Annotated in this window: 13 protein-coding genes and 1 pseudogene; 11 read left to right on the forward strand and 3 right to left on the reverse strand. The window is 69.3% G+C overall.

All coding sequences use genetic code 11. The features are described 5' to 3' along the window. The 4 genes from AC5Y4H_RS00925 to AC5Y4H_RS00940 are packed head-to-tail and all read left to right on the forward strand — an operon-like array spanning position 1 to position 4,153. A complete protein-coding gene (locus tag AC5Y4H_RS00925; protein WP_499977758.1) occupies positions 1-927 on the forward strand; it encodes an ABC transporter permease in 927 nt (308 codons plus the stop codon). After that, positions 920-1,777: an ABC transporter permease gene (locus AC5Y4H_RS00930; protein ID WP_499977760.1), complete on the forward strand. Its 858-nt coding sequence runs from the start codon at positions 920-922 to the stop codon at positions 1,775-1,777. The genes AC5Y4H_RS00925 and AC5Y4H_RS00930 overlap by 8 nt, the downstream gene beginning before the upstream one ends. Further along, positions 1,774-3,390 (forward strand): dipeptide ABC transporter ATP-binding protein, encoded by a 1,617-nt coding sequence (locus AC5Y4H_RS00935; protein WP_499977762.1) that lies wholly within the window; start codon positions 1,774-1,776, stop codon positions 3,388-3,390. Before AC5Y4H_RS00930 ends, AC5Y4H_RS00935 begins: the two co-directional genes overlap by 4 nt. A gap of 4 nt (positions 3,391-3,394) precedes the next feature. After that, complete coding sequence (locus AC5Y4H_RS00940) at positions 3,395-4,153, forward strand: oxidoreductase (RefSeq protein WP_499977765.1); 759 nt, start codon at positions 3,395-3,397, stop codon at positions 4,151-4,153. Positions 4,154-4,611: 458 nt separating this feature from the next. Here the strand turns inward: AC5Y4H_RS00940 and AC5Y4H_RS00945 are convergent, their stop codons facing one another. Further along, on the reverse strand, positions 4,612-5,469 hold the full coding sequence (locus tag AC5Y4H_RS00945) for an HAD-IB family hydrolase (protein ID WP_499977767.1): 858 nt from the start codon (positions 5,467-5,469) through the stop codon (positions 4,612-4,614). A 489-nt stretch (positions 5,470-5,958) separates the two neighbouring features. Between AC5Y4H_RS00945 and ssd the strand changes: the two genes are divergently transcribed. From ssd to AC5Y4H_RS00980, 7 genes and pseudogenes are all read left to right on the forward strand, one after another. Further along, complete coding sequence (gene ssd / locus AC5Y4H_RS00950) at positions 5,959-7,023, forward strand: septum site-determining protein Ssd (RefSeq protein WP_499978117.1); 1,065 nt, start codon at positions 5,959-5,961, stop codon at positions 7,021-7,023. After that, complete coding sequence (locus AC5Y4H_RS00955; RefSeq protein ID WP_499977768.1) at positions 7,020-8,183, forward strand: TadA family conjugal transfer-associated ATPase; 1,164 nt, start codon at positions 7,020-7,022, stop codon at positions 8,181-8,183. The genes ssd and AC5Y4H_RS00955 overlap by 4 nt, the downstream gene beginning before the upstream one ends. Continuing rightward, positions 8,180-8,977 (forward strand): type II secretion system F family protein, encoded by a 798-nt coding sequence (locus AC5Y4H_RS00960; protein WP_499977769.1) that lies wholly within the window; start codon positions 8,180-8,182, stop codon positions 8,975-8,977. The genes AC5Y4H_RS00955 and AC5Y4H_RS00960 overlap by 4 nt, the downstream gene beginning before the upstream one ends. Positions 8,978-9,071: 94 nt before the next feature. Continuing rightward, on the forward strand, positions 9,072-9,665 hold the full coding sequence (locus AC5Y4H_RS00965; RefSeq protein ID WP_499977771.1) for a type II secretion system F family protein: 594 nt from the start codon (positions 9,072-9,074) through the stop codon (positions 9,663-9,665). Between the two features lie 18 nt (positions 9,666-9,683). Next, complete coding sequence (locus AC5Y4H_RS00970; RefSeq protein ID WP_499977772.1) at positions 9,684-9,884, forward strand: DUF4244 domain-containing protein; 201 nt, start codon at positions 9,684-9,686, stop codon at positions 9,882-9,884. Positions 9,885-9,907: 23 nt separating this feature from the next. Beyond that, positions 9,908-10,201: pseudogene (locus tag AC5Y4H_RS00975) on the forward strand (TadE family type IV pilus minor pilin); the annotation flags it as partial. After that, positions 10,170-10,544 carry an Rv3654c family TadE-like protein gene (locus tag AC5Y4H_RS00980; protein ID WP_499977775.1) on the forward strand — a complete coding sequence of 125 codons (375 nt, stop codon included), beginning with the start codon at positions 10,170-10,172 and terminating at the stop codon, positions 10,542-10,544. The pseudogene AC5Y4H_RS00975 and the gene AC5Y4H_RS00980, both read left to right, overlap by 32 nt. Here AC5Y4H_RS00980 and AC5Y4H_RS00985 read toward each other — a convergent pair. Beyond that, the gene (locus AC5Y4H_RS00985; protein WP_499977776.1) at positions 10,541-11,578 is read right to left on the reverse strand and encodes a PAS domain-containing protein; all 1,038 of its coding nucleotides are present in this window, start codon (positions 11,576-11,578) and stop codon (positions 10,541-10,543) included. The genes AC5Y4H_RS00980 and AC5Y4H_RS00985 overlap by 4 nt on opposite strands. A gap of 252 nt (positions 11,579-11,830) precedes the next feature. Then, the gene (locus tag AC5Y4H_RS00990) at positions 11,831-14,212 is read right to left on the reverse strand and encodes a DEAD/DEAH box helicase (protein ID WP_499977778.1); all 2,382 of its coding nucleotides are present in this window, start codon (positions 14,210-14,212) and stop codon (positions 11,831-11,833) included. Between the last annotated feature and the right edge of the window lie 241 nt (positions 14,213-14,453).

The following is a 14,453-nucleotide window of genomic DNA, read 5'->3' on the forward strand; positions in this document are numbered from 1 at the left end:
ATGGGCTGGTATGTCGCGCGCAGGATCGCCGTCATGGTGCCCGTCTTCCTGGGCGCCACCTTGCTGATCTACGGCATGGTCTTCCTGCTGCCCGGCGACCCCCTGGCGGCCATCGCCGGAGACCGCCCGCTGACTCCGGCGGTGGCCGCCGCGCTCCGGGCGCGCTACCACCTCGACGATCCGTTCCTCGTGCAGTACCTGCGCTATCTGGGCGGCGTTGTGCACGGTGACCTGGGCCGCGCGTATTCCGGCCTACCGGTCAGCTCCGTGCTGGCACATGCCTTTCCGGTCACGATCCGGCTCGCGTTGATCGCTTTGGTCGTGGAGGCGGTGCTGGGCATCGGGTTCGGCGTCATTTCCGGGCTGCGCCAGGGAGGACTATTCGACGCCACCGTCCTGATCGCCGGGCTGATCATCATCGCGATCCCGATCTTCGTGCTCGGTTTCCTGGCCCAGTTCCTGTTCGGGGTCAAGCTGGGCATCGCGCCGGTCACCGTCGGCGAACGGGCGACGTTCGCGCGCCTGCTGCTTCCCGGAATCGTCCTGGGCTCCGTCTCATTCGCTTACATCGTACGGTTGACGCGATCCGCCGTGGCCGCCAACGCGCAGGCCGACTATGTCCGCACCGCAACTGCCAAGGGGTTGTCGCGCCCACGGGTTGTGACCGTGCACATCCTGCGCAACTCGCTGATCCCGGTGGTGACATTTCTGGGTGCCGACCTGGGTGCGCTGATGGGGGGAGCCATTGTGACCGAAGGCATCTTCAACATTCATGGCGTCGGCGGCGTGCTCTACCAGGCCGTCACCCGGCAGGAGGCGCCGACCGTGGTGTCGATCGTGACGGTGCTGGTCCTGATCTATCTGGTCACCAACCTGGTGGTGGATCTGCTCTATGCAGCCCTGGACCCGAGGATCCGCTATGGCTGAGAGCTTTTGGGCCGAGACCTGGCGCAAGCTTTACCGCCGTCCGAAGTTCGTCGTCGCCGCCGTCCTGATCCTCCTCATTCTTCTTGTCGCGCTGTATCCCTCGTTGTTCACCCACGCCGACCCCGGCTATGCCGATCCGAGCCAAAGCTTGCGCGGCCCTTCGGTGGCGCACTGGTTCGGCACCGATCTGCAGGGCCACGACATCTACGCGCGCACCATCTATGGGACGCGGGCGTCGGTGACCGTCGGGTTGGGCGCGACTCTGCTGGTCTTCCTCGTCGGCGGGGCGCTGGGCGCGTTGGCCGGCTTCTACGGAGGCTGGCTTGATGCCGTCGTTTCTCGCGTCACAGACATCTTTTTCGGGCTGCCGCTGCTGCTGGCCGCGATCGTCCTCATGCAGGTTCTGCACCATCGCACGGTGTGGACGGTGATCGCGATCCTGGCCTTGTTCGGTTGGCCGCAGATAGCCAGGATCGCTCGTGGCGCGGTACTGGAGGTGCGCGGCAGTGATTATGTGCTCGCGGCCAAAGCACTGGGGCTGAGCAGGTTTCAGACGCTGTTGCGTCATGCACTGCCCAACGCGGTGGGACCGGTGATCGCAATGTCCACGATCGCGTTGGGGGCCTTCATCGTCACCGAGGCCACACTGTCCTACCTCGGCGTCGGGCTGCCCACCTCGGTGGTGTCCTGGGGTGGCGACATCAACCTCGCCCAGACGCGGCTGCGGGCCGGTTCCCCTATCTTGTTCTATCCCGCGGGCGCGCTGGCGACGACGGTGCTCGCATTCATGATGATGGGCGACGCCCTGCGCGACGCCCTGGATCCGGCCTCGCGGGCGAGGCGCGCATGACCACACGTGAGCCACTGTTGACGGTCGAGGGCCTGGAGGTCAGGTTCGGCGACCACAGCCCCGCGGTGGCCGGGGTAGACCTGAGCGTCCTGCGCGGCCAGACCGTCGCCGTCGTCGGCGAGTCGGGATCCGGGAAGTCCACCACCGCCGCCGCGATCCTCGGGCTGCTGTCCCCGGGGGGTCGAATCACGGCTGGCCGCATCACTTTTGACGGCATCGACATCACCTCCGCCGATCGGCGGCTACTGCGGTCGATCCGAGGGCGCCGCATCGGCTACGTGCCTCAAGACCCGATGACCAACCTCAACCCCGTCTGGAAGGTCGGCTTTCAAATATCAGAAGCGTTGCGGGCCAACACCGATGGGCGCCGGAACAGACGCCGGGCGGTCGAATTGCTTGCGCAGGCCGGCATGCCGGACCCGGCGAAGCAGGCCGGTAAGTACCCGCATCAATTGTCGGGCGGCATGTGCCAGCGCGCGCTGATCGCCATCGGGCTGGCGGGCCGCCCCCAGCTGCTGATCGCCGACGAACCGACGTCGGCCCTGGACGTCACGGTGCAACGGCAGGTGCTCGATCACCTGGCGAGCCTCACCGACGAGCTGGGCACCGCGCTGCTGCTGATCACTCATGATCTGGCGCTGGCCGCCGAACGGGCGGAGCGGGTGTTCGTCGTCCACCGCGGCGTCGTGGTGGAATCCGGTGCCGCGCGGAGCATTCTGCGCGATCCGCACCACGAGTACACGCAGCGGTTGGTGGCGGCGGCCCCGTCACTCGCACGCCGGCGCCGGCCGGTGGCCACCCGGACCGATGACATCCTCGTCGCCTCGGATCTCATCAAGGTCTACCGGGATTCGCACGGCGCGCCGTGGCGGCGTGACGAGTTGCGCGCCGTCGACGCGGTGTCGTTCCGGGTGCAACGGGCGCGCACCCTGGCCATTGTCGGCGAGTCCGGCTCAGGAAAGTCGACGGTGGCCCGCATGGCGCTAGGCCTGCTCCAACCCACTTCGGGCACAGTCGTTTTCGATGGCACGCGGATCTCCGACGCGATGGGTCGGGACGCAATGCTGGCCTTTCGCCGGCGCATACAGCCGGTGTTCCAAAATCCCTACAGCAGCCTGGATCCCATGTACTCGGTGTTTCGCGCCATCGAGGAACCCCTGCGCATTCACCGCGTCGGCGACCGCGCGCACCGTGAGAAGGCCGTGCGCGAACTCGTCGACCAGGTGGCGCTGCCGTCGTCGGTGCTGAGCAGGCTGCCCCGTGAGTTGTCGGGCGGCCAACGCCAGCGGGTCGCTATCGCGCGGGCGCTCGCGCTGCGTCCAGACGTCCTGGTCTGCGACGAGGCAGTTTCGGCGCTCGACGTTCTGGTGCAGGCGCAGATACTCGAATTGCTCGTCGACCTGCAGGCCGAACTGGGCCTGGCCTACCTGTTCATCAGCCACGACCTGGCGGTGATCCGGCAGATCGCCGACGATGTTCTGGTCATGCGGACGGGCCGCGTGGTGGAGCACGCGCCCGCCGAGCGGCTGTTCACCGATCCCGAGCACGAGTACACCCAGCAGTTGCTGGATGCCATCCCGCGTGCGCCGGAATCCCCCGGGGATAGGTTGTGAAGTTGTGACAGCCGACCCGCTGGCCCCGCTGATGGAACTGCCCGGCGTCGCCGAGGCGAGTGACCGCGCCCGCGACGCGCTCGGGCGTGCCCACCGCCACCGCGCCAACCTGCGCGGATGGCCGGTGACCGCCGCCGAGGCGGCCCTGCGGGCGGCCCGTGCGTCATCGGTGCTGGACGGCGGCCCGGTTCGGCTGGAGGATCTCGCCGATGCCGGGCAGATCAGTGATCCGGTGTTCGGGGGGGCATTGCGGGTCGCCCAGGAGCTGGAGGGCGGCGAGGGCCCGCTGGTGCGGACCTGGGAGCGGGCCCCCCTGCAGGCGCTGGCGCGCTTGCACATGCTGGCCGCCGCGGACCTGGCCGACCAGGATCGACTGGGCCGACCGCGGCCCGACGCGGAGGTGAAGTCGCGTCTGGCACTGCTGGCGGACATCGTGGGTGGCCGCACCGAAGTTCCGGCGCCGGTGGTCGCCGCCGTCGCCCACGGCGAACTGCTGGCGCTCAAGCCTTTTGGCAGCGCGGACGGCGTGGTGGCGCGCGCAGTGGCGAGATTGGTGACGATCGCCAGTGGGCTGGACCCGCACGGGCTGGGTGTGCCGGAGGTGAGTTGGATGCGCCAGCCCGCCGCGTATCGCGACGCGGCGCAGAAGTTCGCCGAGGGCACGCCGCAGGGCGTGGGAGCCTGGCTGGTGCTGTGTTGCCGTGCGATGAAAGCCGGTGCGCAAGAGGCCGTGTCGATCGCCGACTCGATGTCGAACCGATAGCTGTGGTTGCCGATACCCGGGAGAGTGCCAACGGAAAAACGGCCGCAGACATGCAGAGCGGGCGACGATCCGAATGTTCGGTTCGCCGCCCGCTAGCACGGGACTCGGTTACCAAGCGTGCATCTCGGGGCTGCGTGGGTTGGCCTCGGCGATCTCACGACGCTTATGGTTGCGACCCCACCCAAAGGGCCGTCCAGACCGTCTGCACTTCGCAATTTCGCAGGCCCGCAACACTTCTGCCATTTTCGCGGCTATGACTCCGCGTGGGTGCCGAGCACCGTGCTGGGCGCCCGGGTCGGGAGAACGAACCTTCTCTTCCGGATCGACCTTGGCCTCACCGGGCTTCCGTGGTTCCTTTGTACTACTAGACCCCTAGCACAGCAAGGCCCAATTGCGAATAGCGCCGAATCCGTTTTGTGTTGCGCGTTTAACCAGTTTGCTGGCGGGCGCTGCTGGGTTCAGAACGCGTAGCGGCGCAAAAACGAATAGGTGACAGCTCCGGCGGCCAGCGCACTGATGCCCACGGCGGCCGTCGTGGCGATCGCGGCGCCGGACGGCGCCGGGATGCGGTCGCGCAACGACACCGGCTTGGAGAACGACATCACGGGCCAGCCGCGTTCCACGGCTTCCCTGCGCAGGCCGCGGTCGGGATTCACGACGCTGGGGTGGCCGACGGACTCCAGCATCGGGAGATCGGTGATCGAGTCCGAGTAGGCGTAGCAGTGTTCCAGGGGGTAACCCTCGCGGGCGGCCAGCTCGCGGATCGCTTGCACCTTGCCCTCGCCGTAGCAGTAGAACGCGATCTCTCCGGTGTACCGACCGTCGTCGACGACCATCCGGGTCGCCATCGCGTGCGTGGCGCCCAGGGCCCGGGCGATCGGGGCGACGATTTCCTCTCCCGAAGCCGACACCACCACGACGTCACGCCCGCACAGCTTGTGGGCCGCAATCAGATCGGCGGCTTCGGCGAACACCAGCGGAGTCACGATGTCGTGCAGCGTCTCGTTGACGATCGACTTGACCTGTTCGACGTCCCAGCCGGTGCACATATTGGTCATGTGCGCGCGCATCCGATCCATTTGGTCATGATCGGCACCCGAGAGCAGATAGATGAACTGGGCGTAGCTCGACTTGAGCACGGCGCGGCGGTTGAGCAGGCCTTGGTTGAAAAACGGTTTGCTGAACGCCAGGGTGCTGGACTTGGCGATGATGGTCTTGTCCAGGTCGAAGAAGGCCGCCGTGCGGGCGTGGGGGGCGGTGGTTGCCGCTGATTGGTTCGAGGCCGACTGTTCCGCGGTGGGGTCGAAGACGGTCACCGACCCAGCATAGGTCGGCGGTCCCGCGAGGCGGCGACCCCGCACCGGAAATGGCCGCTCAGGGTCCGGGTCTTCCTGCGGAGCAGTGTTTTCGCGGCTCAAGCTGTCTTTTCAGTAAACGAGCTCTTGCGTTACTCCGGCTTGTCATGTGTATAGTAAGCATTACTCGGCTTTGAGCCGAGGGTGTATCAGCCCGACCCCCCGGGGCTGATGCACGACGACCCTCGCCTCCTCCCCCCCTGGCGGGGGTCGTCCCATTTCTACCGTCGGTTGTTCTCGCCGCACGACGCCAGGCTCAGCTCTCGGTGCGTTGCGGGAAGTGTGTCCGCCGTCGCTGACGGCGTGCCCTCGCGGCGCGTTTGTGCACACTCGCGTCTCTATCCACAAATCTGGGTTTGGGACTGTCGTGCCAAGGTCACGGCCACGCACAGTGGTCGGGTGGTTAGCGGTTCCGGTGCGGATGTGACGGGTTCGGCGGGCGTGTTGGCGGTGCTGGCCGAGCCCGAACTGCGCGCCGAGGTGGACCGGGTGGCGGCCGCCGCCGGCGTCCGAGTGGTGCATGCCAGTGACGCGTCTCCGGTCAGCCGCAAGAGTTGGGCGGCAGCCGCGGCCGTCGTGCTGGACGCACGGTCGGCGGCGCGCTGCGGGCGATGGGCACTGCCGCGCCGCGATCACGTGACCGTGCTGACTGTGCTCGAACCGGAGACGACGACGTGGGCGGCCGCCGTCGGGGTCGGTGCCGAGCACGTGCTGCGGCTGCCCGAGCAGGAAGCGGACTTGGTCGGCGCACTCGCCGAAGCCGCCGAATCGTCGCGCGACGACGGGTCGCGTGGCCACGCGGTCGCCGTCATCGGGGGTTGCGGCGGAGCCGGCGCCTCCCTGTTTGCGGTCGCCTTGGCGCAGGCCGCCACCGACGCGCTCTTGGTGGACCTCGACCCGTGGGGTGGCGGCCTCGACTTGTTGCTCGGCGGCGAAACCACGCCAGGGCTGCGGTGGCCGGATCTGGCGTTACAGGGTGGGCGGCTCAACTGGTCGGCCGTCCGCGACGCGTTGCCACGGCACCGCGGAGTCAGCGTGCTGTCCGGCACGCGGCGCGGTTACGAGTTGGACGCCGCCCCGGTGCACGCTCTCGTCGACGCCGGCAGGCGCGGCGCGGTCAGCGTGATCTGCGACCTGCCCCGTCGCTTCACCGAGGCGACCCAAGCCGCGCTGAACGCCGCCGACCTGGTGGTCGTCGTCAGCCGCTGTGACGTGCGTGCATGCGCGGCGACCGGCGCCCTGGCCCAGATCCTGGCGGCCACGAACCCAAATGTCGGCCTGGTGGTGCGGGGGCCGTCGCCCGCGGGATTGCGGGCGGCCGAAATCTCCGAGATCGCGGGCCTGCCGTTGCTGGCGGCGATCAAAGCGCAGCCGCAACTCGCCGAGCAGATCGATCGCGGCGGTCTGCGGTTGGGGCGGCGCTCGGCCCTCGCGGTGGCGGCGCGCCAGGTGCTCGGCGTCCTCCCCCCGGCCGGTGCGCGGCGGCGGACGCGACAGAACGGTAAGGCGGCGTGAGTAGTTCGCTGATCGACCGCGTCCGCGAGCGACTGGCAGGCGAGGCCGGCCCGCTGGGGCCGGCCGCGGTGGCCGCCGCGATCCGCGCCGAGTCCGGTGGGATGCTCGGCGACACCGAGGTGCTGGCCAACCTCCGGGTGCTGCAGACCGAACTCACCGGTGCCGGCATCCTCGACCCGCTGCTCTGCGCGGACGGGACGACCGATGTCTTGGTCACCGCACCCGACGCCGTGTGGGTCGACGACGGCACCCGCCTGCGACGCACCGAGATTCGATTCTCGGACGAAGCCGCGGTGCGGCGGCTGGCGCAGCGGTTGGCGCTGGCCGCCGGCCGCCGCCTGGACGACGCGCAACCCTGGGTGGACGGCGATTTGACCGGCATTGGCGCCGGAGGGTTCGCCGTGCGGTTGCACGCGGTGCTGCCGCCGGTGGCGGCCGCGGGCACCTGCATCTCGCTGCGTGTGCTGCGGCCGGCCAGTCAGGATCTGGCGGCCCTGATCGCCGCCGGTGCGATCGACCCCGCGGCCGCCGCACTGATCACCGACATCATCGAAGCCCGGCTGGCGTTCCTGGTCAGCGGAGGTACCGGGGCCGGAAAGACGACGCTGCTCGCCGCGATGCTGGGCGCCGTGCCGCCGACGGAACGGATCGTCTGCGTCGAGGATGCCGCGGAGCTGGCGCCGCGCCACCCGCATCTGGTGAAGCTGGTCGCCCGGTGCGCCAACATCGAAGGCGTCGGCGAGGTGCCGGTACGTCAGCTGGTCCGGCAGGCGCTGCGGATGCGGCCCGACCGCATCGTGGTCGGCGAGGTCAGGGGCGCCGAAGTGGTGGACCTGCTGGCCGCCCTGAACACCGGCCACGACGGCGGCGCGGGAACCGTGCACGCCAACAACCCCGCCGAAGTTCCCGCCCGCCTCGAAGCTTTGGGTGCGCTCGGCGGCCTCGATCGTGCCGCGCTGCACAGCCAACTCGCCGCCGCCGTGCAGGTGTTGCTGCATGTCGAGCGCGACCGCGCCGGCCGACGCCGGCTCAGCGAAATCGCTGCGCTGCAACATGATCAGGGCAAGGTAAGCGCGGTCACCGTGTGGCATGCGGATCGGGGGATGACGGCCGCCGCCCCGCAACTGCAGCGCCTGGTGCACAGCAGGATGCCGGCGTGAATGGCCCGCTGACCGGCGCTGTGCTGGTGGCGCTCGCGCTCATCGCGGTTCGGCCCTCCGCGCGGCGACGACTGTCCCCGTCACGGCACCCGCGCCTTCCGACGATCGGGCCCGGTGGGGCGGGTTGCGTCGCCGCGGGTATCGGCTGCATCGCCGTGATCGCGCTGCCGCTGACGACCGTCCTGTGCGTTGCGATCGTGGGCGCGACCGCGGGACTGCGGTATCGGCGACGACGCCGCATCCGGCGCGCGGCAGCTGAGGGCCACGCGCTTCAATCCGCGCTCGAGGTGTTGGTCGGTGAATTGCGAGCCGGCTCGCATCCGGTGCGCGCGTTCTGCGTCGCCGCCGACGACACCGCCGGCGCCGTCGCGGTATCGCTGCGCTCGGTGGCGGCGCGCGCCCGGCTGGGCGCCGACGTCGCGGCCGGACTGGCAGCCGCGGCCAGCCGCTCGGCGCTGCCCATGCAATGGGAGCGGCTCGCGCTGTGCTGGCGGCTGGCTAGTGACAACGGGCTGGGAATAGCCACCCTGATGCGTGCGGCCCAGCGCGATATCGCAGAGCGCCAACGGTTCTCGGCCCGCGTGTCCTCGAGCATGGCCGGTGCGCGGGCAACCGCGGCGATACTGGCCGCGCTGCCGGTGCTTGGCGTGCTGCTTGGCCAACTGATCGGGGCTCGGCCGTTGGGCTTTCTACTGGGCGGGCACGCGGGTGGCTGGCTGTTGCTCGTCGGGTCGGCGCTGACCTGCGTCGGTCTGCTGTGGTCGGACCGCATCGCCGATCGGGTGACGTCGTGAGCGCGGCGGCGACGATGCGCAGCGATGCGATGAGGTGGGGCCAGGCCACCACCAGTGGGATGTGCCCGGGCCCGCTTGCGGGGCAGGGCGGCGCATGAACCTGGCGGCGGTGCTGCTGGCCGCGGCACTCTGCATCGGCCCGGGCCCTTCACTGGTGCGTAGCCGCGCCGGAATGCCTGCGCGGGGCGGCCGACCCCTGCGAGGCTCGGCACCGGCGCGCGGCCCCGATCCGCTGGCGGTCGCCTCCTGCCTGGATGTGCTGGCCGTGTGCCTGGCGGCGGGCATGGCCGTGTCGACGGCCGCGGCGGCCACCGCCCCGTCTGCACCGCCGGATCTGGCGAGGGTGCTGCGTCGCGCCGCCGACCTGCTCGCGCTAGGCGCCGATCCCGCTGTCGCATGGTCTATTCCGTCCGGTCCGCAGAACTCGACGGACCCGCAGATCGATGCGCTGCTGCGGCTGGCCCGACGTTCTGCGTCCTCGGGGGCGGCGTTGGCCGATGGCGTCACCGAGTTGGCCGAGGAGTCTCGCCACGGCGCCGCGCACGCGGCAGCCGCCGTCGCCGAGCGGGCCGGCGTACTGATCGCCGGACCGTTGGGACTGTGCTTCCTGCCGGCGTTCGTCTGCCTGGGCATCGTCCCGGTGGTGGCCGGCTTGGCCGGTGATGTTCTGCAGTCGGGCCTGCTGTGAGACGAAAGGAACACATTGATGATCAAGATGATTCGCGACCTCTGCACACGAGCCGCCGTCTTGGCGGCCGACGAGTCGGGCATGTCGACGGTCGAGTACGCCATCGGCACCATCGCGGCAGCCGCTTTCGGTGCGGTGCTCTACACCGTCGTCACCGGCGATTCCATCGTCTCGGCGCTGACCAGCATCATCGGTCGTGCGCTGAACACCAAGGTGTAGCCGACGGTGCGGGTTCCAGCACCGTGGAGGCCGCACTGGGTATCGCCGCGCTCGTGGTGGTGCTGGTGCTGTGCCTGGCCGGAGTCACCGCGGTGTCGATGCAGGTGCGCTGCATCGACGCCGCCCGCGAGGCCGCCCGGCTGGCGGCCCGCGGCGACCAACGCTCAGCGGTGGCCGCCGCGCGCAAGCTCGCGCCCGCTGGTGCACGGGTCGACCTGCGGCGCGACGGCGGTTACCTGGTGGCCACCGTCGTCGCGCATTCGAAGCTGTTGCCCACCATCGACATTGCAGCCAACGCGGTCTCGGCGGCCGAACCTTCGCGGTGAGCGAGGATCTGCCACCCTGGTCGCGGCCTGGATGATCGTGGTCCTGCTGACGGCGACCGGTGCAGGTGCGTACCTGGGCTCGGCGGTCGTGGCACGGCACCGCGCCCAGGCGGTGGCCGACCTGGCCGCGTTGGCGGCCGCGGCGCGGTTGAGTTCCGGAGCGGATGCGGCCTGCGCAAGTGCCGCGGGCCTGGCCCGCCAGATGCGAACCGACGACATCCGTTGTGCGGTGGATGGTCTCGACGTCGTAGTCACGGCGCGGGTTGCGGTCGCCTTCGGCGGTGCGGCAAGGGCCGCGGCGCGGGCGGGGCCGGTGACTGAGAAATCCGATTAGGGTGCGGCGTCGGGGCTTGGCGACAACCCCGCGGTGGCCAGCTCGTCGTCGCTGGGCAGCCGCAAGGACACCAGCCCGGCGTACGCATCCGGCTCCAGTTCCACCCGGTTGACGGTGACGTGCACCGGGACCCAATCCCCGTCATGCCCGGGCATCCGCAACACCCGGCTGGTGGCGCCCCCGCTGAATTCCCTTGTCATGGTGGCCATCAAGTCGTGGTCGTCGGGATGAACCCTGGGCTTGCCCGTCTCACTGCTGCGCCAGTCGTAGAAGGGGCACGGCTCGTCGAGCCATTTCAGCAGGGCCCAGGTGTTGAGGTCGATCAGCGCGCGGTGCACCCCGGCCTGGGCTAGGCCGCTGAGGATTCGTTGCGCGAGAACGTCGGTCGAAACCTCCGGGCCCTTCAGTTCGGATGGCCAGTTCATCGCCCGCGCCACCAAGTGCTCCCGGCCGTCGGGTCCCGGTTCCAGAATCGTGCGTGCGACGAAACCGATCCGGATCGACTCGCCTCGCCAGTCGGTGAGATCCCAGGTGCTGCACAGTGTTTGGTCCGGCTTGGCCTTGACCGCCATGGCCAGCACCTTGGTTTCGTTCGGATTGAGCTCACGCGACGGCAGGTCCTCGGCGAAGGCCCTGCCGAATGTGACTTCCACCTCAGGGTTCTTCCCGCTGTTGAGCAGCGATTCGCGAGTGTCGGTGGCCACGCCCAGCGTCAGGTCCCACTTCAGCGGCCCCGGGATCGGCCGCTCGGGCGGCTCGACGTCGGCGGGGCCGGTCCAGACGTGAACGCCGTGGATGAAGCCGTCGGACATGACCACCGGCTCGGTGCGAATGATGCGGTCCCGCTTGGGCGTGATGCTGGTGAGGGCCTGGCCGGTCTGCACCGATTCGGCGATCGCCGTGCGAACCGCGGCGAGATAGGGGCTGCGGCGCAGGAATGTGGTGATGGGGACGAGATTCTTGAGTTGGCGGCCCTGCGCCACCACCGTGGGCTCACCCCCGAGTGTCTCCACGAGCAACCAGTCGTGGGCCATGCGGCCGATTTTACCGGCGAGCCGACCGGTCCAGGGGAGTGCGGGCGGTTTCGCCGGCGCCGAAGGCCCCAGGCATCGATGTCCGCCGGGCGGCGTCAGCAGTGCTTGCGATGCCGTCGCGGCCTTGGTAACTTTTCCTGCTGCGCCCGCATCGTCGGGATTGCGGGCGGCGCACAACCCGATTATCTCTGAACCGTGCGACAGCACGCCGCCATTTCTTGAGCAGCAGGAAATGCGTTGTTGGCGTAGGCGTCACAAGACGAACCCAGTGAATCGACCGTCGAGGGGTCGGTCGTCATCGGCGGGTTTGCGCTCCCGTGGCCCCTGCGCCAACTCTGCGAGGACCAGCTTCAGCACTTGCACCGCGCCTGCCTTGTCAAGCGGGTCGTTGCCGTTGCCGCACTTGGGGGACTGCACGCACGACGGGCACCCCCGGGGGCACTCGCATGCTTCGATGGCGGCTGCTGTCGCACCCAGCCAGGTGCGGGCCTGGCGAAAGCCCCGTTCGGCGAACCCCGCGCCGCCCGGATATCCGTCGTAGACGAAGACGCTGGGCAAACCCAGGGGGTCGGGCCCGACCGCGGTCGACAGACCGCCGATGTCGCCACGATCGCAACTGGCCACCAGCGGCAGCAGCCCGATCGCCGCATGCTCGGCGGCATGCAACGCTCCGGGGATCCGCGTGTCCTCAATACCGTTGCGCTGCAACGCATCGCCGGCGATCGTGTACATCACCGCGGTAGTGGCCAAGGTGTGTTCCGGCATGTCCAATTCGATGAAGTCGATCACCTCCCCGGAGAGTCTGCGACGCAGATAACCCACCACCTGATGGGTGACCCTGACCGGCACCAGACCTAGCGTGACGTCTCCGAACATCAAGCGCTCGCCGGTGCCGGTGACGGCGATATCGGTGATCTCGCGCGCGAAGGTCGCGTAACCGGGGTCCTCGGCGTGCACGAACGCGATGCCTTCCTCGATGTCCAGGGAGTCCACCACGTAGCTGTCACCTTGGTGCAGATACACCGCGCCGGGGTGGACGGTGGCCGGTGCCTGCCCGGCACCGGCGCTGCCCAGCAGCCTTCCGGTGTCGGCCTCGACGATGACGATCTGGCCGCCCGCCGAACCCCGGATGTCTACGACGGCATGCGGTTCCAGGCCGGCCACCGGAAAGTACTTGCCGCCGCGCCGCCGCAGCAACCCGTCATCGACCAGGCCGTCGGCCACCTCGGTGGCGCCGAACGTGCGCACCTCCGCCTCGTCCAGCGGTAGTTCGGTTGCCGCGCACAGCAGCTGCGGACCCAGGATGTAGGGGTTGGCCGGGTCGATCACCACCCGCTCGACAGGCTTGTCCAGCAGCGCGGCCGGGTGGTGCACCAGATAGGTATCCAGCGGATCGTCGCGGGCGATCAGCACCACCAGTGCGCCCTGCCCGCGCCGCCCGGACCGGCCGGCCTGCTGCCAGAACGAGGCGACCGTTCCGGGGAAACCGGCGAGCACCACCGCGTCCAGCCCGGCGATGTCCACGCCCAGCTCCAGCGCGTTGGTCGTCGCCAGGCCCCGCAACCGGCCCTCGGCCAGCGCGCGCTCCAGCGCGGTGCGGTCCTCGGCGAGGTAACCGGCCCGATACGACGCCACGGTCGGGGACAGCTGCGGCGCGATGTCGTCCAACCTCGCCTGGGCGCCCAGCGCGGTCAATTCCGCGGCGCGGCGCGATCGCACGAACGTGAGCGTCTGAGCGCCCTCGGCGATCAGGTCGGCCATCACCCGCGCCGCCTCGGCACCGGCGGAGCGTCGCACCGGCGCGCCGTTCTCGCCGGTCAGATCGGCGCGCAGCGCGGGCTCCCACAACGCCACCGTCCGGGCGCCCTGGGGCGAACCGTCCTCGGTGACTTCCTCGACCGGCAGCCCGATCAGCTCGGCGGCCGTCGCGCCCGGCGAATCCGTTGTCGCGCTGGCGAAGATCACCGTCGGCGACGACGAATACCGGGCGCACAACCGCAGCAGGCGGCGCAGCACCATCGCCACGTTGGAGCCGAAAACCCCACGGTAGTAATGACATTCGTCGACAATGACGAATCGCAGACCGCGCAACAGGACGGCCCAGCGGGCGTGATTGCGCAAGATCGACAAATGGATCATGTCGGGGTTGGAGAACAACCACCGCGAACGTTCTCGCGCGAAGCGTCGGACATCGGTGGGACTGTCACCGTCGTAGGCGGTGGGAGCGACGTCATGCAGCCGCGGAATGGCCGCGGTGAGCGCGTGCGCGGCCCGCAATTGATCGTGGCCCAACGCCTTGGTCGGCGACAGATAGAGCACCCGGGCCCGCGGATCGGTCGCCAACGCGTTGAGGACGGGAAGCTGATAGGCCAGCGACTTGCCCGACGCGGTACCGGTGCTGAGCACCACGTGACGGCCCGCGTACGCCAGGTCCGCGGCCGCGAATTGATGCGACCAGGGTGAGGTGATCCCGCGCGCGGCGAACGCGCTGACCACGTCGGACTCGGCCCAGGCCGGCCAGTCGAGCGGCCGTCCGCTGCGCGGTGGCAGCTCGGCGACATGGCGCAGCGGATGCTCGTCCGACGCGGTTCCGGCGAGTGCGGCGACCAGCAGGTCGCTGCCGAAACTCGCCATCTCACTCCTCCGGTGGATCCATCGTGAAATCGGCCTGGCTATCGGCCTTCAAATCGGCGGGAGAGACAAGTCTGTCGCCGACGCGATGAACATGGTTGACTATTTGCGGTCGCAGCTTCTGTGTTCGTGTAAAACTTTCGCAGGATCGACGTTGCGGCCGCGGTTCCTGCGAGGTTAATCGGTCGGGTGAAGTTCCGGCGACTCAGCGAGGTATGGCGGTCGTACCAGGCCCGGGACATCG

The sequence above is a fragment of the Mycobacterium sp. NGS58 genome (assembly GCF_059812385.1).

Excerpts from the sequence above, each read along its gene's own strand:
- AC5Y4H_RS00925 (WP_499977758.1), top strand. The coding sequence starts at position 1 with ATGGGCTGGTATGTCGCGCGCAGGATCGCCGTCATGGTGCCCGTCTTC.
- AC5Y4H_RS00930 (WP_499977760.1), top strand. The coding sequence starts at position 920 with ATGGCTGAGAGCTTTTGGGCCGAGACCTGGCGCAAGCTTTACCGCCGT.
- AC5Y4H_RS00935 (WP_499977762.1), top strand. The coding sequence starts at position 1,774 with ATGACCACACGTGAGCCACTGTTGACGGTCGAGGGCCTGGAGGTCAGG.
- AC5Y4H_RS00965 (WP_499977771.1), top strand. The coding sequence starts at position 9,072 with ATGAACCTGGCGGCGGTGCTGCTGGCCGCGGCACTCTGCATCGGCCCG.
- AC5Y4H_RS00970 (WP_499977772.1), top strand. The coding sequence starts at position 9,684 with ATGATCAAGATGATTCGCGACCTCTGCACACGAGCCGCCGTCTTGGCG.
- AC5Y4H_RS00985 (WP_499977776.1), bottom strand. The coding sequence starts at position 11,578 with ATGGCCCACGACTGGTTGCTCGTGGAGACACTCGGGGGTGAGCCCACG.
- AC5Y4H_RS00990 (WP_499977778.1), bottom strand. The coding sequence starts at position 14,212 with ATGGCGAGTTTCGGCAGCGACCTGCTGGTCGCCGCACTCGCCGGAACC.